We start from the raw sequence: 23077 nt of genomic DNA on the forward strand, positions 1-23077 counted from the left end.
AAACGGACGGTTATTCCGAACGAAGAATCTCGATGCGTTCTTCGACCCACTTGTCGCCTGAGAGGTTGTTTTGCCGCAGCGGCCCATACCACCACCAGCGCACCCGTCCTTTTTTATCAACCAGATAAAGACTCGGCACCACCGGATTGGCCCAGGCCCGGACCGTCAGCCGTTTGGCGTCCTGCGCCACGGGAAACGTCAACCCTTCTTTCTGGACCCAGGAGGCCGGTTCTATTCCGTTCTTTTGTGCCTGCAGCGGCGGCACCAAAATTCCAATCAGGGCCACTTCCTGAGGATTGTACTGTCTGGCCCAGACCTTGTATGCCGCCAAATCTTCCGCAGAGCACTGCTCCGGTGAACAGAAAATCACAAGCACCGCACGCCCGCTCAGCTGCCGGAATGTCAGGGGCTTGCTGTTCATCCAGCCGGTCAGGCCCTCCAGTTCCGGGGCCTGAAAGGAAAGCGGCTGCGTTTGAGAAAAATCAAACGGCTCCCCGAGCATCTCATTCCAAATCACCACCTGTCCTTCGGAGAGAACCCGCAGAAACTGATTCATAAACCGAATCCGCAGCTGCTCCATTTGCTCCTGCAGTTCGTTCTGCCGTCCGCTTTCCTCCAGACGAATCCGCAGCTGCTCCTGATTGCGCAGAAACTGACGATGAAGAACCTGCATCCGATTTTTCTGCTCTTTGGTCAACTGCAAATAAGCCGACGGGGCCGGGCGGAACATCGCATAGACCCCCTCAAACTGAAACCCCAGTTCCTGCAGGCGAAGCCGCTGAGGGGGCTGAAGAATGCCATCCGTTTCCTTCATCAGTTCCACCACGGCGCGGACATGCTCAATCATCTCCGGCTCCGTGGGATTGGGCGGCTGGTCCCGAAGAACAAACAAATGCGCATCCATCCGTCTGCACAGGGCATCCAGACGGGCGGTCTGCTCGGCCGTCAGTTTCAGCTCTTTCCGCACAGCCGGGTCACGAATGAGATACGGCAGCGGCGTCAGGGCCGGCGGCACATAATCCTTCTCCTGGGCCGAATAAACCGTCGGCCGAAGGAAAACGACTAATCCCGCTATCACCAACACCGCCTGCGCTCTGTTCATAACCTTTCCGACTCCTGCCTTTCTCATCGTTCCAAAAGCCCCTCCAGCAGATAATCCAGACACAGCTGCGACCAGGTTTCCATACTGTCTCGCAGTGTCCGAAGCGTCTCCGGCGGCAGAAACTCCATCTGCGTAATCATCTGCTCCCGCCGACGAACCGCCGGTGTCTCCAGGTCCCATAAGTGCACAATCCCAAGGTGAACACGGCCGACTTCGTTGGAATCGTCATTCAGCAAACCAATGATTGTCTCTTTGTAGGGCGATTCCACATGGACCTCCTCAGCCACCTCCCGATGCACGGCATTCAAATATGTATCATACGGCGAAAACAACTCCATATCGTCCGCCGGATTGATATGTCCGCCGATGCCGATAGAGCGTTTCTCCACCAAGCGCGTCTCACCCGCCCGCTTGCCCCGAACATAGGTCAAATAGCGACCGTCGGAGCGCATCACCACATAGGGAATAATCTGTTTATAAGAAGGGTCTTTTTCGGCGTCGCGGCGAACCAGATACCGGCCGGCTCCCGGCGCAAACAGAACCGGCAGATACCGCTTCACATCCGGCATAACCCCCTGAAAAAGACCCGCTTTCTCCAGTTGTCTCCGCTCAATCACCAATACCTGTTCGTCTTGTGCCACACCAGCGCTCCGATAAAAAAATTTGCTGAAGCGTAGTGCAAACGGGCCCCCCTGTCAAGAAAGCACCTGCTCGTTCCGCAAAAACGAGGTTCCGGGGCCGCTGGAATAAGATTGACATTCCCGCTCCGTTTTGATATAAACTGTTTTATGATAAGGATAATTCATGGGGGTATAAAATCCGATAAAAAATGAACTCCATACACACGAGGTCTTTATGACTTCCGGCAAGTTTTCTCTGAGGGTCCTGTTTCTGTGTATGTGCCTTGTCAGCTCCTCGATGAAGGCCGATATCACCTATACCTTCAATTTAAGCGGGGTCGATGCCGGCATCCGCAGCCAAATCGAAGCCGCCGTCACAGAGGCCGTCGCGCTTTACAACAAACACGGTTCCTTTAATAAACACTTAAACATCTACTACAATGCCGGGGTTCCTACGGCTCAGGCCAACTTTGACGGCGTCATCACCTTCGGCGGCTCCCGCAATACCCGTGTCGCCCTCCACGAAATTTCCCATACGTTGGGCGTCGGCACCATCTCCGCCTGGAGTGCGAATCTCTCCGGCGGCGTCTGGACCGGTGCCCACGCTTCCCGGCAAATCCGCCTTTTTGACGGCAGCAGCGCCGTGCTCAACGGCGACAGCCAGCATTATTGGCCGTACGGTCTGAACTATGACAGCGAAGACGGCTTTGCCAATCGAATCCGCCACATTCGGATGGACGCCGCTTTAATCGCGGATATGGGATTTCTCTCTTTTGTTCAGGAACCCGCCGGACAGGTGGTAGCGCTGGGAGAAACGGCTGTCTTCCGCGTTCAGGCCCCGCGTGCTGTCAGCTATGCCTGGTACAAGCAGGGAAACCCGACCCCGCTGACCAACGGCGGGCGGATTTCCGGAGCCAACACCGATACGCTCCAAATCACTAACGTACAGGCATCCGACCAGGGAAACTACTATTGTGTCGCCTCCGGCACCCTCACCTCCCGGCCGGCCCGCCTGCTGATTCAGCAGTTTACGGGACACTGGCCGTTTGAAAACAACTGCAGCGACAGCATCGGCACCAATCACGGCATCCCCAGCGGCAGCCCTGTTTACACAGCCGGACGCATCGGACAAGCCATTGTGCTGGACGGTGTGGATGATTTTGTGACTTTGCCGGCCGGCGTAGCGGATGCCCGCGATATGACCGTTGCCGCCTGGGTGTATTGGAACGGCGGCAATCAGTGGCAGCGGGTTTTCGACTTCGGCACCAGCACGGCTCAATATCTTTTCCTGACGCCGCGCTCCGGCAGCAACACCCTCCGCTTTGCCATCAAAGACGGAGGCAGCGAGCAGATTGTTGAAACGTCCCAGCTGCCGACCGCTCAATGGACGCATCTGGCCGTCGTGCTTCGGGAAAATACCGCCACCCTCTATGTAAACGGCAGAGCCGTCGCTTCCTCCGCCTCGATTACGCTGGACCCGATCGACTTTTCGCCCAACCTGAACTACATCGGCAAAAGTCTCTGGGCCGCCGACCCGCTGTTCAGCGGACGGATTGATGATTTCCGCATCTACAGTTATGCCCTTTCCGGGGCGGAAATCTGGACTCTCTGGGGCGGCAGCACGAACAATCCGCCGATGTTCGCCGGCGACCCAATCATTCTGCCGGACGCCGCCGAAGGCATCGCCTACACCGGTCAAACACTGGCAGCCTTTGCGTCTGATGCAGACAATGATTCTCTGACGTTCAGCAAAATCGGCGGTCCCGCCTGGCTGACGGTCGCCTCCAACGGCACCCTGTCCGGCACGCCGTCCGCCTCCGATGCAGGCGACAATGCGTTTGTAGTTCGCGTCACCGATCCTGCCGGCGCCAGCGACCAGACCACCATTCGCATCCGGGTGTACAGCAATCACCTCTCCGCCCATTACCGCTTTGAAAACAATACGCAGGACAGCTTCGGCACCTTCCACGCCGCCGCCACCGGCAGTCCGGCCTATACAAACGGCCGCGTGGGACGATGCCTCGTGCTGGACGGCGTCGATGATTTCCTGACCCTGCCGGCCGCCCTGGCCAATACGGAAGACATCACGATTGCGGCCTGGGTCTATTGGACCGGCGGGAATCAATGGCAGCGCATCTTCGACTTCGGCACCGGAACCGGCACGTATATGTTCCTGACGCCGCGCTCCGGCAGCAACACGCTCCGCTTTGCCGCCACAACAGCGGGCAACTCGCTCGAACAGCGAATTGATGCCCCCCAGTTAGCGGTCAATCAATGGGTGCACCTGGCCGTCACGCTGAAAGGAAACACCGGAACGCTTTATGTCAACGGTTCGCCGGCGTCGACAAATGTCGGCTTTACCCTGAATCCATCCGACCTGAAAGCCACCCTTTTGTATGTCGGCAAAAGCCAGTTCAGCGCCGACCCGCTCTTCCAGGGCCGCATCGATGACCTGCGAATCTACCCCTACGCCCTGTCGGCTTCCGCAGTGGCGAATCTGGCCAAACAAACGATGAGTTTGCCCGACCTGGCAGGCCTGGCCGCCTGGTGGCTGTCGACGCCGCCGTTCTGCAATGCCCAGCCAGACTGCCTGAGCCGCGATTTGAGCGGAGACGGAAGCATTACGTTGAAAGATTTGGCGGAATTGGCCCAGCGATGGCTCTAATCGGCAGGGGCTTCACCGAAGCATCTTCCGAAGAATCGCCAGCAATGTCGAGGGCTCCAGATATGTTTTGTCCAGACGCAGATAGACTGTCTTCGGGTCGGGAATGGTCACCCGTCCGGGAGCCCGAGCGAATAAGTCCGCCGGCTTGGCATCCTCAGAAAAACGAAAAATCAAATCCGACTCCTGAAGCAAAATGCTTTTGAGTCCGTGCCGCTGCGCCAGGATTCGAATTTCCGCCGACTCGAGCACCTGCTGAACCTTCGGCGGAATCGGCCCGAAGATATCCCGCAACTCTTCCCGAAGCTGTTCGATATCATCCGGCGTACACGCCTGGCCGAGCCGGCGATAGACCTCCATCCGCTGCCGGTCGGAGGCAATATAGGACTTGGGAATCACCGGTGCAAATCCCAAATCCATCACCGTTTCCGGCGGCTGAACCAGCGGTTCTTTTTTGAGCCGCCGGACGGCATCCGCCAGCAGCCGACAATACATCTCATAACCGACCGTATGAATATGTCCGGACTGCTCCGGCCCGAGCAGATTGCCCGCCCCTCGTATCTCCAAATCCCGCAGGGCGATTCGAAATCCGGCCCCCAGCTGCGAAAAATCCTCGATGGCCTTCAGCCGCCGCGCCGCCAGCGGGCTGACCGGACGGTTTTCCGGCAGGAGCAGATAGGCATAGGCCCGGTGCTTGTACCGTCCGACCCGTCCCCGCAGCTGATGCAGCTGCGCCAGACCGAAACGGTCCGCATCCCGGACAATCAGCGTGTTGGCATTCGGAATATCCAGCCCGGCCTCAATAATCGTCGAGCACACCAGCACCTGGGTCCGGCCGGTCACAAAGCGAATCATCGCATCTTCCAGATGATGCTTGGACATCTGCCCGTGCACGACATCCACCGCAATCTTCGGGTCATTCAGAATCGCCCGCACCCGCGCCGCCTCCTGTTCAATCGTCTGCACCCGGTTGTACAGATAAAAAACCTGACCATCCCGCGCGATTTCAAACAGAATCGCTTTGCGAATGGTTTCCGGGTCAAAGCGGCATACATGCGTGACAACGCTGCGCCGGTCCAGCGGCGGCGTCGCCAGCGAGCTGATATCCCGCAGCCCCAGCAGGGACATATGCAGCGTACGCGGAATCGGCGTGGCCGTCAGCGTCAGAATATCCACATTGACCCGAAACCGCTTGAGCCGCTCTTTGTGCTCGACGCCGAACCGCTGCTCTTCATCGATAATCAGCAGCCCGAGGTCGTGAAACCCCACATCATCCGACAGAAGCCGATGCGTCCCAATCAGAATATCCAGCCGCCCCTGCCGGGCATCCGACAGAATCTGCCGAACCTGGGCCGGCGGGGTAAACCGGTTCAGCACCGCAATGCTCACGGGAAAATCCGCAAACCGCTCGGCAAACGTTCGGCCGTGCTGCACCGACAGCACCGTCGTCGGCACCAGCACCGCCACCTGCTTGCCCGCACAGACCGCCTTAAACGCCGCCCGCATCGCCAGTTCCGTCTTGCCGTAGCCGACATCGCCGCACAGCAGGCGGTCCATCGGCACCGGCGCTTCCATATCCCGCTTGATTTCCTCCGCCGCCTTCAGCTGGTCCGGCGTTTCCTCATAAGCAAAGGCCTCTTCAAACTCCTTCTGCCAGTGCGTATCCGGCCCGAAGGCAAACCCGCCCATCTGCTGGCGCTTGGCCTGAATCTCAAGCAGCTCCTCCGCCAGCTCCTGCACATGCTGGGCCACGCGCTGTTTCTGCTGCTCCCATTTCTTGGTGCCGATTTTGGACAGGGGCGGCCGCGTGGGCATCGTCCCGACAAACTTGTGCACCAGATGAATCTGCGAAACCGGCACATGAATCTTGACCTTGTCGGCGTACTCGAGCGTCAGATATTCCTGCATCTGTCCGTGCATCGGAATCGACTCCATCCCCACAAACTTGCCGATGCCGTAGGACACATGCACGACAATATCGCCTTTGGTCAAATCCAGCAGACTGTCCACAGGCGAAGCCGTGCGGATCGCCCGGACGCGCCGGCGCATCAGGGAACGGCCGAACAGTTCATGATGCGATACGACAATCACACTCAGAGAACGAATGCAGAAGCCCTGATGAACCGTCCCCAGCTCCAGATGAAACGATGAAGGAATGGTCCGGCCTTCTTCCTGAAGAATCTCCTTTGTCCGCTGAATCTCTGCGTGATTCTCACAATACAGAAACACGTCATAATCCCGGGCTTTCTCCAGCAGCGCCGCCAAGGTCTGTTTGTGATCCTTCCAGGTACCCGCCTGCCGATGCTCCAGCTCCTGAATGCTGCCGACATCCAGCCGCAGGGCCTCCGCCCCGCCCCCGAAACGGCTGATTTCCACAGTCGAAAACCGGCGGACCGCCCGGTAAATCGATTCCCAGGGGTACAATCCCCGCGGGTCTTCCAGGCGAGACAAAAAGACCTCCGCCACCTCCGCCAGCTCCAGCGGCTCTTCGAGGAAGACAATCGTCTCCTCCGGAAGAAGATTGAAGAAGAGTTCGGACTGTTCAAAAGTCTGCTGAGCGGGGGGATTGACAATCTGAACCCATTTCAGGGAGCGTCCGGAACGCTGCGTATCCAAATCAATCGTGCGGATGCTTTCGATTTCATCGCCGAAGAATTCGATTCGAATCGGCTCTGCCGCTGAGGCCTCCTGCGACTGTTCGCTGACAGCCGCGGCAGCGTAAATATCCAGAATCCCGCCGCGGCGGGCAAACTGGCCGGGGATATCCACCTGCTCGACCGGCTCGAATCCCCACTCGAGCAGTTTTGCGGCAAGGTTTTCGATGTCATACTGCCCCCCTACCTGAAGCATCAGGCCGCCCCCCAGCAGACTGTCTGCGGAGGGAACCGGCTGCATCAGCGCCTGAATGGAGGCACTTAACAGAAACGGCCGCCTGAGACCGCTGCGGCGCTGTCGGGCCAGATTCAGGGCCAATCGGACCCGCTGCGCACCGATTTCATCCGCTGCATCCAGCGCCGCCTGCGGACTTTCCCAAACCGGCAGGGTCTCCACCGTCCGGCCGCTGAAGACCTCCAGGTCATCCCCCGCATCATCCGCATCGTCGATATGGGCGCTGACAAACAGAACAGGACGCTGCAACTGCTGATGGGTATAGGCGGCCAGCAGGCGCGCAAAAGACCCCCACGTCCCCTCGACCGCTATCGGGGGGGCAGATGGGTTTGTGCCCCGCAGCCGCCCGAGCAGCTGCTGAACCGTTTTGTCTTTGCCTAAATCCATCGATTGATGAGTGCCGGAACAAGAGCCGTCTCTCATTCAGGCAGTCATCAACACCCTGTATCCGAAAAGAATATACGCAGAAATTCGGCGATGTTCACCTTTCAGCAGGCCGTTTTACAGCCGCCGAATCACTCCGACAACCACTCCTTCGATGCGGCAGTCTCTCGAATAAATCGGTTCAAAGGCGTCGTTTTCCGCATTCAGCCGCACGGCGGAGGGCTCGAGGAAAAACCGTTTCAAAACCGCCCGCTCGCCGTCAACCAGGGCCGCAACCACCTGACCGTTTTCCGCAACAGACTGCCGGCGGCAAATCACATAATCCCCATCCTGAATGCCGGCATTAACCATGCTCGACCCCTTCACCTGCAGGGCAAACAGGTCCTCTGTTCTGCCGAACAATTCCTTCAAGCCCAGCCGGTCATCCTGTTCGCTCGGTTCAATCCCGTATCCGGCACAGACCGCCCCTGCCAGAGGAATCGACGACGTTTCGTCCAGACAACCCCGGGATGCGGCTTCCGCCGCTTCAGGCTGCCGAACCCGCGCGAGAAGCTGCCGACCCCGTTCGGTCAAGCGTAAAGAGCGTGCCTTCCCGGCTGCGGTTCGTACGATGAGTTTGGCGGCGGCGAGGGCTGCCAGATGCTCGTGAACGGTGGGCCGGCTTGCGTGAAGTCTTTCGGATAACTCGGCAATCGTCGCCGAATAACCATGTCTGTCCTGAAACTCCGCCGCCGCTCGAAGTACGTCGAGCTGCCGGGGTGTAATCCCAGACATCTCCATTCTGCTCATCGGAACGTTTCTCCTCAAATGTGCATCCGGACTGCTGCAGGGCCGGCGGAAATGCCGAAAGCGGCAGGGCTGCCTCCCGAGCCAACTCTTCCATCAATTTGCCGTCCAGCGGAGAGCCGAGCAGACGGTTCAGCAGGGCCAGCACTTTCCCAATCGGGTTTGTCAGGGGTTCTGATTCAGAGGCCGCCGGAGCACAAGGTGCGGGCCATTCCACAACAAAATCCCCGCCCGGACCGAATTTGCACACCGGAATCTGCGAATCATCCAATCGTTTGACTTCCATGTCCCGCTTCTCCTAACCAACATGTTCAGGTCTGCTTTATATCGGCAAAGAGCGGCCTAAAACCCGAACAAAAACCGAACAAACAGAAAAAATCGTCTTAACTGTCTGTATAAATGCCGGTTAGGGAAGGGAGAAAATTTTGCGGCATAATCCGGCAACAAAAAAACCGCCCGTACTTCGCAGAAGGAGGAGGAAGTCGGTGAACTTCCCAGGGCTACTTGAACGTACGGGCGGCAGAAGGAGCTTTCGTTATTAATCCCAAAAACGAATCTATCAAAGAACTTTTACTACCTTCTTATACGCCCCAGAGAAAAATTTGTCAAGCCATTCCTTGAAAAAAAGTGAAAAAATCACAAAAAAATAAAATCCATCCAGAAAAATGCTGAAAATGAGACAGGAAAAACAACGAATTCTGTCTATTTTAATGCGTTTTCTTGCTTAATATAAATCCCAGATTTCCATAGACTTACAAAATAGGCAAGTGCACGGAAAGCATTTTTTTAACGCACCCTGACCAAAAGACGCTTATCCACGCCGCTTTCCCCCAAATATTTGGTCAATTCCAAAAGATATCGCTGACCGTCCTGCCAATATCCGGCTGTCGGGCGAATCTGGCCGCAAATCTCTGAAAAATAGGCATTTATATTATCCATCATCAGTTCTCGAACCAATTTGGCCGCCATAGAAGCCAGACTGACCGGCAGATATTTTTCATCCGCCCCGGCCGTAAAATGCAGCCGCATCGTCCCTTCCTCCGACCGGAGCTGATAACTGCTCAGCTCGTCGCTCTCCTTCAGAATAGTCAATTCCATCTGCGGAAACATGCGCTGAAGCTCGGAGCGGTACCGCAGACGTCCGCCCTGCCGGTCAATCAGAAACTGAACGACCTTGCCGGAGGAACGGCTTTTTTGAAACACCGTGTCAATCAGACAGCACAGCTGACCAAACAAAACACGGGCCTTGTTTTTGACCAAACCGATTTGGCGATTGTATTCGGCCACCTCCAGACACCGGGCCTGCAGAAAACAGAACCGCATCCCCTGCTCCTCCAGAACCCGCCGGAAAAGAGCGCCGGCAATTCGAATGTCCGCCGGATCGATGGATACCTTTTCCGTCGGCCTCGTGTGCCAGGGATACTCACCTCGCTGATGGGCAAAATCGGGACAGAGAACGTTCAGAACCTCTTCCGTCGTCTGGGGAACCGATTCGAGGCCGCCTGCCAGCAGGGAGGCCAGCACGCTTCGCAGGAGGTCTTTAAGCCCTGCCTGACGGGAATAGACCTTTTTGCTGTCGTTGATGAGGAGCCGTCCCCGCTGTCCTTTCTTTTGTCGGCTGACGGCGGACTCGAGCACCTTCCACAAATCCGCCCGCAGCAGCGCATCGGGCACTTCAAAAACCGCCGTCGCCGCCACCAGCGGCCCCAGCAGCGGTCCATAGCCGGCTTCATCAATCCCTGCAAGAAAGGCCATCATCACTCCCGGTTTTTTTCAGGCAGTATAATCCTGCCGACAGAAAAAGCAAGAAAGGACGGCTGCCCCCGTCCCGGCGAACGCACCCCCGCGGGCGGATTCGGCAGGTTTTTTTTAACCACGGATAGACACGGAGTGCGGAAAGGAAGAATGACGAAGGAAGAATGAAGAACGGCCGGAAACCAGATTCCAGCCCCCAGCAGCCGGACTCCAGCAGACAGGAAAAACCGAAATCCGAAATTCGAAAAAGCGGCCGGCTAAAAACGAGAGACTGATGTAGAGGTGTCGAGCCCGTGTCAGCGGGCGGAACAGGATTAGCCACGCCCGATGAGGGCGTGGAGAAAAAGAACATCCAACAAAAACTTTGGACTCCCGCCTTTCTCCTTCGCTAAAAGCTTCGGAGAACAAGTCGCGGGAGTGACAGGAGAAATAGCCCCGGGCGATAAACCCGGGGAAAATGGGGATGGGTTTTTCATTCTCTTTTTCCCCGCCCTTGCGGGCGGGGCTATTCTATGCTGCCAGCTTTCGTCCTTCACTCGAATGCCCCGGAGAATAGAGCGAAGGAGTGACTGGACTCCGCAGGAATGAAGAATTAGGAAGGAAGAATGAAGAAAAGCCGGACACCTGTGCCAAGCCCCCAGCAGCCGGACTCCGGCAGATAGAAAAAAATCGAAATCCGAATCTCGAAATTCGAAACACAAAATCCGAAAAATCGAACAGCAAAAACGATTACGGTGAAAAAACATTAAGCACGCGTCGCTTGTTCCTCCTGTTCTTTCTTGTCGATTCCGTTCCTGATTGGTCATTCCCGCGCAGGCGGGAATCCATACTTCGGAACTGTCGCCCTTTACAAAAAAATTCGAAATCCGAACCTCGAAACACAGCAAACCGCTGAAGAATCCAGCCAAAAGTCAAAAAGAAGGAGGGTGTTGACACAGAAAGAGGATATTCTATAAGATACCGGTTCAGAAGGAGGCAAGGAGACGTCTGCCGACCTTTCAAAAGATTCCTGTGCTCTTTGGAAAACGGTTGAGGCCCGCCGCGCGGGCAGAAACCACAGACCGCACAGATTCCACAGATGTAGAACCATGGATAAACCCAGACTCCACAGATGCTTTTGTATTCTCTCTCTGCCACAGCGGCGTTACGGCAAACAACACACACAACAACCATATTCTTATTTCAAAATCAAGAAAGGAGACAGTTCAAATGAATCACCTCGAACAACTGGTCGCAGAGTGGTATGAGTATCAGGGTTATCTTATCAGACGAAACATCAAAGTAAGCAAAAGAAAACAAGGGGGCTATGCAACCGAATTGGACATTATTGCTTTTCATCCCGGAACGCAACAAAACAACCAGCAACAAAATGAAGTCCCCCACGTGCTGCACATAGAAACCGGGATAAAAAGTTCAGGTCTAAAAAAAATAGAAGAGGATTGTAAAAAGAAATTCTCTAACGGTGAAAATTATATAAGAACGATTTTCGGCGAGAATCTGCCAATCAAAAAAATTGTTGTTTTCGATAAAACCCCCAAAGGAAGAATTGTGAACAAAATAAAGGTAATAGATGTATGCAATATTTTCCAAGACGCAATAAAGTTTTTTCAAAAAAAGGGGAACGGCTATTCTCAAAAAGCTGTTCCCGAGAATCTTCCTCTCCTGCGGACGATTCAGCTACTTGTTCATTATCGTAAAAGAATTTGCCCCGAACTAAACGATGCCTCTCGAAAAAAAGCCGATAAGACTAAAAAGGCAACAAAAGGGAAAAAGAGGTGAAAGAAAAAAAGCGGGGGCCAATGAGAACAGAGACTTCTAACCTTCTGTTCCGGGGTCGGTGGCCCCCGCATAGAACGCCCCAGCAATTTTTTCTGGCTTGATTGTACCATTTCGAAAACCCGCATTCAATCAGAATCTTTATTGATAAGAGCACCACAAAGGCAACACCGAAAAGAATCAAAGGTTCCTTTTGTTTTACCGGCGGAGGCCGCTGCCTTTGAACCGCTGACCAAATCCGAATCATCCCGAGCTTCATATCTTCTTACCCCCATTGCAGGATTCATCATCTATGATAAGCGTGATTATATCCGGAGGGCCTTTGTATTTCAAGAAGATTTTAAGATTTTGTAAAGATATTTCTTTTTTAACACAAAAACGCTTAACAGTTCATTAAAAACGAAGATTTATCGGACATTTCGTCGAATGGAAAATGATTTTTTTTGATTTCTTTTTTCGGTTCCAAACCCGGCTTTTCTCTTTTCCGAAAAACGCATTGCCGCTATTGTTCAAGGCCGGAGGTTTTTCGTGCTGAAGCGGATGCAAATCAAACTGGAAGGGGTTGTGCAGGGGGTGGGGGCACGGCCGTTCTTTTACCGCCGAGCCAAACAGCTGGGGCTGACGGGGTTTGTCCTGAACGACCGGGCGGGAATCACGCTGGAGGTTCAGGGGCCGCCGGAGAAACTCGAACCCCTGCTTGGCTGGCTGAAGAATCCCTCTTTGTGTCCCGATTGGCCGCCCCTGATGCAGCTCGAAAGCATGCAGATTACCCCACTGGCCCCGGTTGAGCCAGAGGCGGATTTCCAGATTCTGCCCAGCCGAACGGAAGGGACGCCGCAGTGTCAAATCACACCGGATACGGCGGTGTGCCCGCAGTGCCTTCAGGAATTGTTTGACCCGTCGGATTTCCGCTATCGGTATCCCTTTATCACCTGCACCCAGTGCGGCCCTCGTTACACACTGATTAAAGATGTCCCGTATGACCGGCCGCAGACGACGATGGACCGCTTTGCGATGTGCCCGCGCTGCCGGAGCCAGTATGAAGACCTGACGGACCGGCGGTTTCACGCCCAGCCGGTCGCCTGTGCGGCCTGCGGGCCGTCTCTGGAGCTGACAGACAGCCGAGGACAGGTGCTTTGCCGCGAATCGGACGCAGCCGTTCGAAAAGCAGTGGACATTCTCCGCAGCGGCGGGATTGTTGCCGTCAAAGGCGTCGGCGGGTTTCATCTGGCGGTCGATGCGTCCAATGAAGAGGCCGTCCGGCGGCTGCGGCAGCGAAAACGCCGTCAGGCAAAACCCTTTGCGGTGATGGTGCGTTCGCTCGAGGAGGCCCGGCTGTGCGCCCAAATCAGCGAGCAGGCCGCCCGGCTCCTGTCCAGCCCGCAGGCACCGATTGTGCTGCTGCCCAAACGCAATCCCAACCCGCTGGCGCCGTCGGTTGCGGCGGGGACGAATACCTTCGGACTGATGCTGCCCTATGCACCGGTGCATCATCTTTTGTTTGCGGAGGAGGGGATTCTTTGGCTGGTGATGACCAGCGCCAACTTCAGCGAAGAGCCGCTGCTTTATGAAAACCAGCAGGCCCTGACGGAGCTGGCGGAGGTCGCCGATGCCTTTCTGCTGCACAATCGCGATATTTTTCGCCCGATTGATGATTCAGTCCTGCACTGGGTGGACGGCGGGCCGGCTTTTCTGCGGCGAGCCCGCGGATATGTGCCGACGCCGCTGCGAAGGATTCGTCCAGCAAAGAAGGAAATCTTTGCGGCCGGTGCGGACTTAAAAAACACCTTCTGCTTTGTCAAAGGCAATCAATACCTGCTCAGTGAGCACATCGGCGATTTGGCGGAGGGCAAGTCGTATCGGCACTATCTTCGGGCGGTTCAGCAGCTGCAGTCGCTGTTTGAGGCGGAGCCGAAGGTCGTCGTCTGCGACCTGCACCCGGGGTATTTGTCCTCTCAGTTCGCCCGCTCGCTGCCGGCGGAGCGGTTCTTTGCCGTCCAGCATCACTGGGCGCATATCGCCTCCGTGCTGGCGGAATACCAGATGGAAATTGACGAGCGGGTCATCGGGCTGGCTGCCGACGGGACGGGCTGCGGCACGGACGGAGCGGTCTGGGGCTGCGAGTGCCTGATTGCCTCGCAGCTGCAGTTCGAGCGGTTTGCCCACGCGGCTTATTTTCCGCTGGCAGGCGGAGATGCGGCGGCCCGACAGGCCATTCGTCCGCTGGTGGGACTGCTGGGGCCGCAGATTCCGTCCCGGTTTGACCCCATCTTAGAGCGGCTGGAACCGGACCGGAAAAAACGTGAGGTGCTCATTGCACAGATTCAAAAAGGATTTCAAACGGTGCCGACGTCCAGTCTGGGTCGGATGTTCGATGCGGCAGCGGCCCTGCTCGGGTTGGGGACTGTGAATACCTTCGAGGCCCAGCTGCCGATGGCCCTGGAGGCCGTCGCCGACCCGACGGAAACAGGTGTTTATACCGTTCAGATAGACAGCCCGCCTGAGCCGCCGCTGGTGTGGAATCCACGACCGATATTTCTCGAGATGGCCGAGGACGCGGCGCGGGAGACGCCTGTTCCGGTTCTGGCCGCTCGATTTCACAATACCGTCGCTGCGGCCCTGCTTGAAATGGCGAAAAAGGCGCGTGAGCGGACGGGCCTGCAAAAAATCGCACTCAGCGGCGGGGTTTTCTGCAACCGCTTTTTGTCCAATCAATTAATTCAGTTCTTGAAAGAAGACGGTTTTTGTGTACTCTGGAAACGAAAGGTGCCCGCCAATGACGGCGGAATCGCCCTCGGCCAGGCCGCCATTGCCGCCGCGCTGCTCGAAACAGGTTAAAAAGGACAGACACAGATGTGTTTAGCTGTACCAGCCAAAATCGTTCAGATGGAAGGCGACCGGGCCGTCGTGGATGCGATGGGCACGCGCTGGGCCATCCGCACCACGCTGACACCGGAGGTGGGGCTGGGGGACATTGTTCTGGTGCATGCCGGCTATGCCATCACCAAAGTCGAAGAAGAAGAGGCCCGCAAGACCTGGGAGCTCTTCGAAGAAATCGCCCGTCTTCAGGAGCAGGAACAGCAGGCCCGCCCGCCGGAGGGGACACAATGAACCCTTCTATTGAGCTGATCAGAAACCGGCTGACGGACGCCGTTCAGAAAATCGGCAGGTCGATTCAAATTATGGAGGTCTGCGGCACGCATACCGTGGCGCTCTTTCGTCACGGCATCCGCTCGCTTCTGCCGGAAGGAGTTCGTCTGCTTTCCGGGCCGGGCTGTCCGGTCTGCGTAACGGACCAGGGAACGATTGACACCCTGCTCGAATTGGCCAAACGCCCCGACACTCTCATCACCACCTACGGAGATATGATTCGCGTGCCCGGCAGCCGGACTTCCCTGGAAAAACTTCATCGCCCGAATGTCCGAGTTGTCCTGAGTACGGATGATGCATTGGACGCCGCCCGAAAAAATCCGGATAAACTCGTTGTGTTTGCCGCCGTCGGTTTTGAAACGACGGCTCCGGCTACGGCCGTCGTTCTGCAGCAGGCGCTGGCGGAGGGAATCCGCAATTTTACGATTCTCTGTGCACACAAACTCGTCATCCCCGCCATGAAGGCGCTCCTCGAAGGACGCAATGACAAAATTGATGCGTTTTTGTGTCCCGGGCATGTGAGCGTCATCATCGGCTCGGATGCGTATCGGCCCATTGCAGAGATGTATCATCGGCCCTGCGTGGTAGCGGGCTTTGAACCGATGCAGATGCTCGAAGGCATTGCCCGAATCTGCGAACAAATCAGCTCCGGCCGTGCCTGTGTAGAGTCGGTGTATCAGGCCGCCGTGCGTCCCGCCGGAAATGAAATCGCCCTGAAGCTGCTGGAGGAGTTTTTTGAACCGTGGGACGGCCCCTGGCGAGGGCTGGGCCGCATCCCGGGCGGCACGCTTCGACTAAAGAAACAATATGAACAATTCGACGCCGCGAAAAGATTAGACATAACCCCTCTGGATTCCCCGGAACCCGCCGGATGCCTGTGCGGCCGTGTTCTGTGCGGTCTGGTTGAGCCGCCCTCCTGTCCGCTGTTTGCTAAAACCTGTAATCCGGACCATCCTGTCGGTCCCTGCATGGTCTCCACGGAAGGGGCCTGTTCGGCCTGGTATAAATACAGAGGCCGATAAAACGCTCTTTTTCATTTTTCAGCAGCCGCACCTGAAAAACCTCTCTCTTTTTGCAGATTTTATCGGACGGTTTTTTCTCCGCCGCCCTTTCTGCTTTTGACCGCCTCCGCAACATTTCGTATTTTTTAGAAGGAAAGGCAAATTCCGACTTTGGGGGCGAACAGTTCGACATCCTTTGTGAGTCGTACCGGAAGCCAAAATGAAGCTGTCAAAACAAAACCTGTTTCCGCTTGCCGCTTTTGCATTGTTGGGACTTTTGCTGGGCCGTGCGGCTTATCCGCACACGATGAAACCCGGTGAGTACCTGATATGGGGAATCTCCAGCCAGCAGGCCGCCATCCCGGTCGGCAGTGTAATTACCGAGGCCGTCCTGACCATTCACGATATTGTACCTGTCAAAAATCCGCGGTTTTACATTCATCTCCTCGATAATCCGCTCGAGTGGGTCCAGAAGGGAAACACGGCCGAGTCCGGCAATGCCTTCCAGGGCTACGGAGTTCCGCTCAAAGGTACGGTCGTAAACGGAAAATGGGTCTGCCGGCTCAGCCAGGTCAACGACCGGGCTTCGTCGATATGGACCGTCTATAAAAACCCCTGCATCATCAAGCTGTCGAACGGTTCGAAAGTTTCGCTTTCTTCTTCGCTGCTGGAGCTGATTGACTATATCGGCAACGGCGGCGGATTCGGATTCGGCATCGACTTTGAAAGCATCTGCTCTTTTACACAAATTACGCTCGACATAACCGCCCAGACTTTTTTAGGGACTTATGAACGGCAGACTTTTTCCTTTACAATGTCGAATCTTTATTCCTATGACGAGGCACTGAAACGGTGGATTTATCTGGACGGAACCGAACCGGACGACTGGGAGCGGGATAACCCCTCTGCGGGCACCCTAACGATAAGCCGCTGTCAGGTGACGGCCGGTAGCGTCATCGGACAAGACACCATGACCGCCAGCGGAAAATTTACAGGGGCTCCCAACCTGTTCTGGGTTCCGCGAATTGAGTTGTCTGTCGTTTCTCTATTGGACGACAAAACGGTCTATACGGAATCCTGCGGGTTTACGTGGGACAAAGTCCGCAACCAGTTTACGTGGTCCCGACGGCTGACCAACAATCAGCCCGGCGGCATTACCTCCCTGCGGTTTGATTTTTCGGCACAGACGTTTTCACTCACACTGTCGCGCGTGGATTTGACCGGTCTGTCTTCTCCGATTCGGCTGAACCTGACCATCGGCAGCGTTTCCTATACGGGGGAAGTCGATGAGTCCATCATCAACGGCTCCGGGCGGATTCCCATTCGGCTGATGCGCAATTATCGGGATGAGCTCCGCATCAGCAAGGCCGCCGCCGTAAAGGGCAGAACCGCCGGCACCGACCAGCTGAGCATCACCGGGGAAATTGCGGTCGCGGATGTGGCCGGGACAGACCTGAGGGTCCTGCCGGTTACCGTCATCTGGGGGCGGCAGGTGTTTACGATTCCGCAGGGCAGCTTTCAAATCGGAAGAGGAAACGTCTATACCTGCAGCAATATCCCGGTCCCGGAAGGCGGACTGATTACCTGCCGGATTGACCTGGACAAATGCCTCTTCAGCGTGATTCTCAGAAGCGCCTCCATCGAGCTGGTTCCCGGACGGCCGGCGGATGCGAATCTGCAAATCAGGCGTGCGGCGGATTAAGGCCGCAGGGAGATGTTCCGCAAAAGCTCCAGCAGCCGAGGATTGGCCGCCCAGAGGCCGTTCAGGAGAGGATTGGGCTGATTGAACGGCCGTCGTTGTTCGTCGGCCTCCCATCGGCCGCCGGCGGCTTCCACAAGGCAGACGCCGGCCGCTACATCCCATTCATTCTTGGGCACCAGGGTAAACATTCCATCCGCCAGCCCGGCAGCCACCAGAGCCAGTTTATATGCCACGGAACCCATCGGAACAATCTCAAATCCGGCTCCCTCAAACCGTTTCCATTCTCCGCGTCTGACTTCGCTGCGGCTGGCCAAAATCCTGGCCCCTTTCAGGTCCGCTTTTTGACTGACCCGCACCGGCTGCCCGTTGAGCGTCAGCCCATACAGCCGGCTGCCCAGAAACATCTGTCCGGCCGCTGGATTGCAGATGCCCGCCGCCGTCGGGCAGCCCTCCTCCACCAGCGCAACCGAAATACACCATTCAGGAATGCCCTCGATAAACTCCCGCGTGCCGTCCAGCGGGTCCACAATCCAGACCCGTTTTTTCCCCAGCCGGCTTAAGTCGTCGGCGGTTTCTTCGGAAAGCCACCCTTCCGACGGCCCCAGCAGGGCCTCTTTTAAGACCTTATCCAGCAACAGGTCGGCTTGCGTGACGGGGTCGCCGCCGGCCTTCTTTTCCGAAGCGATTCGCCCGGGCGTAAAACGCGCCGCTGCTTCCCGGGCGGCCAGCAGGGCCCGTTCAATCCGCTGCAAATCAGCATCCATCGGCCGCCCTTCCCTTTGCTCACACACTGAAGATAATCCCCTTCTGCTGCAGGAGCCGCTTGACCTGAGCGGCGGCCTCGTCCGGATTATCCGGATTGTCAATCTGCAAATCGGCCTGAATATCGGTCATATCCGGACCGAGCCAGACCACCTCAATCAAATCACTGTCCACGGCGGCCCGAATAATCTCCAAATCACTCTGCGTCAGGCCGATCGCTGTGACAATCAGAATCATTCCGGCATCGAGCATCAGGTTGGCCACCTCGCCGAGCCGCCGCAGGTGTTCCGGACGATGAGACGTATCCGGGCCGGGCGTCTTGATGTCGGCATCGACCCCATAGAGTACATTGGCGATTCCCATAAAGTACACCAGTTTGCCTTCGGCAAACAGTTTTCGTTCGAGAGCCCGAGCCAGGGTTTTTTTGCCGACATTTTTGCGGCCGGTAATCAAAACCAAAGCGGCCTTCTGGCTGTAGCGTTCCCAGCGCTGTTCGCGGCTGAGGGTGCTCATCGCCCACTTGAGGTTTCGCTGCATCACGCGCTGGCGAAGCGGTTCTTCGGCATCCGGCAGGACTTTGCGAATCAGTCCGCCGCCGCGAATTTCATACTCATCGACAATCACAAAGCGGCTGAGGGTGGGGAATCGGTCGGACAAATCAAACGCAATCGCCCGCGCCGTCTGCAGAATACAGTCCGCTACATCGTGGTATCCGACAAAATCCTGCCCGCTTTTCATCCGCAAATCGGAGGCATCCATTACGGAAAGAACTGCTTCAACACGCATCGGCTGTTTGGCCGTGCCGACCTTGAGCAGATAGTCTTTCCCTGTTCGCAGCGGCTCCTTGCCCATCCAGAACAGATGAACCTGAAAGCGCCGTCCGATTTCGGGAGCCGGTTCGCCGGCGCGGGCGGCGATTTGACCGCGCGTCAGATAAATCTGCTCTTCGAGCGTAAAGGCGGCGGCCTGACCGGCTTCATAGACCTGCGGAGGCGGCGAACCGAATCGTTCGAGCGTCTTGACACGGCTCTTTTTGCCGGACGGATAAAAAATCAGCTCATCGCCGGTGCGAACGGCACCGGTTTCCACGGTTCCGACGACGATGCGGCGCTGATCGCCGGCCGATGTAAATTTGTACACATCCTGCACGGGCATTCGGAACGGTTTATCAACCGGCAGCGGCTCTTTGATAAAGGCGTCGAGGGCCTCCAGCACCGTCGGCCCATCATACCAGGCCATCCGCTCGCTGCGGCGGGCGATATTGTCTCCGGCCATTCCGCTGACCGGAATGAAAGACGCCGACAGACCGATTTCCTGCAGAAAGTGTTTGTACTCGTCTGCAATCTTTTCGAAAGCATCGCGGCTCCATCCGGCCAAATCCATTTTGTTAACCAGAACGGCGATTTGATGAACGCCGAGCATAGACAGCATATAGCCGTGCCGACGGGAATTTTCCCGAACGCCTTCGGCGGCATCAATCACCAGCAGAGCCGCCTCCGCATGCGAAGCCCCGGTCACCATATTTCGCAGGAACTCGATATGCCCCGGTGCATCGAGAATCAAATAGTGCCGTTTGGCGGATTTGAAGAAGATGCGGGCGGAATCAATGGTAATCCCCTGCGCCTGTTCGTCCTTGAGCGCATCCAGCAGAAAGGCGTATTCAAAAGGCCGGCTGGTCCGACGGCACAGCTCCTGAATCTGTTCCAGTTTGCCCTTCGGCAGAGAATCCGTATCCGCCAGAAGACGTCCGATGACGGTGCTCTTGCCGTGGTCCACATGGCCGGCTACGACGATATTCATTTTTTCATCGGCTGCAGGATTCATCCGTCTGCTCTTCTCCTTTTACATATATCCTTCCCGGCGGAGGGTTTCCAGTCCGCCGCCGTCTTCGGCATCCTGTGCACGCCCGCTGCGTTCCGCAATGTTCTTCAGCTGTCCGCTGCGCAGCTCTTCAATAATCTCCCTCGGATTCTTCGCTGTGGAATTGATAGGAAACGTGCACGGCCAGCAACCGAGCGAGCGATACCGCTTGCCGTTTCCCTGGTCATAGTACAGGGAAACCGTCGGAATCTTTTCCCGCTCGATGTATTCCCAGATGTTCAGTTCCGTCCAGTCCAGCAGCGGATGAATCCGCACATGGGTGCCGGGGGCGAAATCCGTTTTGTACTGGTTCCAGAACTCCGGCGGCTGGTCGGCAATGTCCCATTCGCTTAAGCGGTCGCGTTTGGAAAAATAGCGTTCTTTAGAGCGGGAGCCCTCCTCATCAGCCCGCAAACCCACAATAACACCGGTGAACGGCTCCCGATTGGGGTCCACTTCATAGCGGTCCGCAGAATGATTGAACCGATACCGGGGCCAGGCGCCGCTGAGCGTATTCTTAAGCGCTTCTGTTTTCAGGAGTTTACAGCAGCGGAGCCGGTCCACCTTGCCGTCCGGGAAGGTCTCTTTTCTTTCAAGGGCCTCCGTGTTGATGCCGTAAATCATATCCAGATGCCACTGGCGGGTCAGACGGTCGCGGTACTCAATCATCTCCGGAATCTTAAAGCTGGTGTCGATATGGACTAACGGAAACGGAACATGTCCCAGAAAGGCCTTGCGGGCCAGCCAAAGCAGAACGGTGCTGTCCTTGCCGACAGACCAGAGCATACACAAACTCTTGAAGTTGGCGTAGGCCTCCCGGAGGATGTGAATGCTGAGGTTTTCGAGTTGGTCGAGATGGTCAGCCATAGACTCTCACAGGTACGGTTTGATGTAAGCCATTATTTGGTCGACACATACATCTATCGGATTGTGTTCGGTATCGATGACGAGTTCCGGATTCTGGGGTTCTTCATAAGGGTCATCCAAGCCGGTGAATTGCTGAATCTGTCCGGCTTGGGCTTTTTGGTATAAACCCTTGACATCGCGGCGTTTGCATTCGTCCAGCGAGGCCTTTACATACACTTCGATGAAATGCTTGCACATCCGACGGACGAAATCTCGGGAATCTCGGTAAGGGGAGATAAAGGAGGCAATGACGATAACGCCGTGGTGTTCGAGCCGGCTGGCGACCCAGCCGACTCGACGGATGTGTTCATCGCGGGATTTTCGGTCAAACCCTGTGTTGGGGAAGAGACTGCGGAGGGTGTCGCCGTCCAGACGTTCGACTTTTCGCCCCTGAGCCGTGAGAATTTGGGCAATCCGGTCGGCCAAGGTAGTCTTGCCGGAACCGCTCAGACCGGTCAGCCAGAGGACAAAAGCCGGTTTTTCAGGCTGCAAAGGCATCTGTATTGGTTCTTCCTCCACAGTATCCCGTTTTCGCATAACTCTGCCGCACGGCAGAAAATCGGAATAAAAGTACCATATTTGCCCGAAACAGACAACCTTTGTGCGGCGTAATTGCAAATAAGTTTTGAAACAAGGGAGACTTTCCGGTAGAGTAGAGTCGTTTACAAAGGACTTTTACACAGAGGAGTGAACAAGATGTCTATCTATGAATTTGCAATCCGGATGGAAGAAGATGGGGCGGCATATTATCGGGAATTGGCTGGGAAATCTCCGAATCCAGCGGTGCAGAGTGTTCTTAGGATGCTGGCGGAGGAGGAAGACAAGCATGCGCAGGCCGTTCGAGCGATGGCGGCTGAGGAGCCGGAGGAGCCGATTGGGGCGGATGTGCTGAAAAACGCGCGGACGATTTTTCGACAGATGCGGGACAAGGGCGAGCCGTTTGTGACGGAAACGGAGCAGATTCACTTGTATCACAAGGCGCTGGAGATTGAGGAGAAGAGCCGGGCGTTTTATCTGGCGCGGGCGGCGGAAATGAAACAGGCGCGGGCCAGGCAGCTTTTTGAGCGGCTGGCGGCGGAAGAACAAAAGCACGCCGAGCTGCTGGAGAATGTGATTGAGCTGGTCTCACGGCCGAAACAGTGGCTGGAGAATGCAGAGTTCTTTCATCAGGAGGAGTATTGACCGAAGAGTTTGCAGAGCACATTTTTGCTCACCGCAGATTTCACAGCTCAAGGCAAAACAAAGAACCACAGATTGCGCGGATTTCACAGATTTGGATTTTGGTTCAAACAAAAATAGATGCAGATTTTTGACTGCATAGAGCACAATTCTTTATTCGCAAAGCAGCACAGACAAAATCGGCATCGGATTCGCTTTATAGATGTCCCCCCCCCCGTCATCACCAGATATATTTGACTGACGTTGTGGCTTGCCAAGTGTTGTGAATTGACAGCAGGTCGGGATCAATTACACTCGGTGGGAGGAAACTCATCAGGAATACATTGTTGTGAATTGACAGCAGGTCGGGATCAATTACACTGAGGCATAGAGCGCATCAATCAGTTTCTGCGTTGTGAATTGACAGCAGGTCGGGATCAATTACACTGTCTGAATCGGCAGATACTCATCGGCCCTCGTTGTGAATTGACAGCAGGTCGGGATCAATTACACTAGTGCCGTTTCCAAAAAATAATTTTAGCATTTTCTAAATTCAAGACTTGC

16 protein-coding genes are annotated in these 23077 nt (G+C 55.9%); 7 read left to right on the forward strand and 9 right to left on the reverse strand.

Annotated features, from left to right (window positions below; all coding sequences use genetic code 11):
- Positions 1–10 precede the first annotated feature (10 nt).
- Together WHS88_09575 and WHS88_09580 are read right to left on the reverse strand one after the other, a co-directional pair.
- Positions 11–1102: a redoxin domain-containing protein gene (locus tag WHS88_09575; GenBank protein ID MEJ5260426.1), complete on the reverse strand. Its 1092-nt coding sequence runs from the start codon at positions 1100–1102 to the stop codon at positions 11–13.
- A 23-nt stretch (positions 1103–1125) separates the two neighbouring features.
- Complete coding sequence (locus WHS88_09580; GenBank protein MEJ5260427.1) at positions 1126–1743, reverse strand: hypothetical protein; 618 nt, start codon at positions 1741–1743, stop codon at positions 1126–1128.
- Positions 1744–1957: 214 nt separating this feature from the next.
- On the opposite strand from WHS88_09580, the gene WHS88_09585 reads away from it, so the two are divergent.
- Complete coding sequence (locus WHS88_09585) at positions 1958–4387, forward strand: LamG-like jellyroll fold domain-containing protein (protein MEJ5260428.1); 2430 nt, start codon at positions 1958–1960, stop codon at positions 4385–4387.
- 12 nt (positions 4388–4399) lie between these two features.
- On the opposite strand, the gene mfd is transcribed toward WHS88_09585, so the two are convergent.
- The 3 genes from mfd to WHS88_09600 form a co-directional block, all read right to left on the reverse strand.
- Complete coding sequence (gene mfd, locus WHS88_09590) at positions 4400–7696, reverse strand: transcription-repair coupling factor (GenBank protein ID MEJ5260429.1); 3297 nt, start codon at positions 7694–7696, stop codon at positions 4400–4402.
- Positions 7697–7774: 78 nt separating this feature from the next.
- Positions 7775–8446 (reverse strand): transcriptional repressor LexA, encoded by a 672-nt coding sequence (gene lexA / locus WHS88_09595; protein ID MEJ5260430.1) that lies wholly within the window; start codon positions 8444–8446, stop codon positions 7775–7777.
- Positions 8447–9229: 783 nt separating this feature from the next.
- Positions 9230–10201, reverse strand: coding sequence for a hypothetical protein (locus tag WHS88_09600; protein ID MEJ5260431.1), 972 nt, complete (start codon positions 10199–10201; stop codon positions 9230–9232).
- A gap of 1206 nt (positions 10202–11407) precedes the next feature.
- Here WHS88_09600 and WHS88_09605 point away from each other — a divergent pair.
- The 5 genes from WHS88_09605 to WHS88_09625 all read left to right on the forward strand — a co-directional run bounded on the left by WHS88_09605 (position 11408) and on the right by WHS88_09625 (position 17827).
- On the forward strand, positions 11408–11977 hold the full coding sequence (locus tag WHS88_09605) for a hypothetical protein (GenBank protein ID MEJ5260432.1): 570 nt from the start codon (positions 11408–11410) through the stop codon (positions 11975–11977).
- Positions 11978–12502: 525 nt separating this feature from the next.
- A complete protein-coding gene (hypF, locus tag WHS88_09610; protein ID MEJ5260433.1) occupies positions 12503–14812 on the forward strand; it encodes a carbamoyltransferase HypF in 2310 nt (769 codons plus the stop codon).
- 15 nt (positions 14813–14827) lie between these two features.
- Positions 14828–15085, forward strand: a complete 258-nt coding sequence (locus tag WHS88_09615; protein ID MEJ5260434.1) for a HypC/HybG/HupF family hydrogenase formation chaperone — start codon at positions 14828–14830, stop codon at positions 15083–15085.
- Complete coding sequence (gene hypD / locus WHS88_09620) at positions 15082–16146, forward strand: hydrogenase formation protein HypD (GenBank protein ID MEJ5260435.1); 1065 nt, start codon at positions 15082–15084, stop codon at positions 16144–16146. The genes WHS88_09615 and hypD overlap by 4 nt, the downstream gene beginning before the upstream one ends.
- 199 nt (positions 16147–16345) lie before the next feature.
- Positions 16346–17827, forward strand: coding sequence for a hypothetical protein (locus tag WHS88_09625; protein ID MEJ5260436.1), 1482 nt, complete (start codon positions 16346–16348; stop codon positions 17825–17827).
- On the opposite strand, the gene WHS88_09630 is transcribed toward WHS88_09625, so the two are convergent.
- The 4 genes from WHS88_09630 to cysC are packed head-to-tail and all read right to left on the reverse strand — an operon-like array spanning position 17824 to position 21853.
- On the reverse strand, positions 17824–18591 hold the full coding sequence (locus WHS88_09630; GenBank protein ID MEJ5260437.1) for a 3'(2'),5'-bisphosphate nucleotidase CysQ: 768 nt from the start codon (positions 18589–18591) through the stop codon (positions 17824–17826). The genes WHS88_09625 and WHS88_09630 overlap by 4 nt on opposite strands.
- Before the next feature lie 19 nt (positions 18592–18610).
- Entirely contained in the window at positions 18611–20413 is a 1803-nt protein-coding gene (locus WHS88_09635) for a GTP-binding protein (GenBank protein ID MEJ5260438.1), read from the reverse strand.
- A gap of 18 nt (positions 20414–20431) precedes the next feature.
- Positions 20432–21316, reverse strand: coding sequence for a sulfate adenylyltransferase subunit CysD (gene cysD / locus WHS88_09640; protein MEJ5260439.1), 885 nt, complete (start codon positions 21314–21316; stop codon positions 20432–20434).
- 6 nt (positions 21317–21322) lie between these two features.
- On the reverse strand, positions 21323–21853 hold the full coding sequence (gene cysC / locus WHS88_09645) for an adenylyl-sulfate kinase (GenBank protein MEJ5260440.1): 531 nt from the start codon (positions 21851–21853) through the stop codon (positions 21323–21325).
- 198 nt (positions 21854–22051) lie between these two features.
- Here cysC and WHS88_09650 point away from each other — a divergent pair, with 198 nt between their 5' ends.
- A complete protein-coding gene (locus tag WHS88_09650) occupies positions 22052–22537 on the forward strand; it encodes a ferritin family protein (protein ID MEJ5260441.1) in 486 nt (161 codons plus the stop codon).
- The last annotated feature ends 540 nt before the right edge of the window (positions 22538–23077 follow it).

Source organism: Anaerohalosphaeraceae bacterium (assembly GCA_037479115.1).
GTDB lineage: Bacteria > Planctomycetota > Phycisphaerae > Sedimentisphaerales > Anaerohalosphaeraceae > JAHDQI01.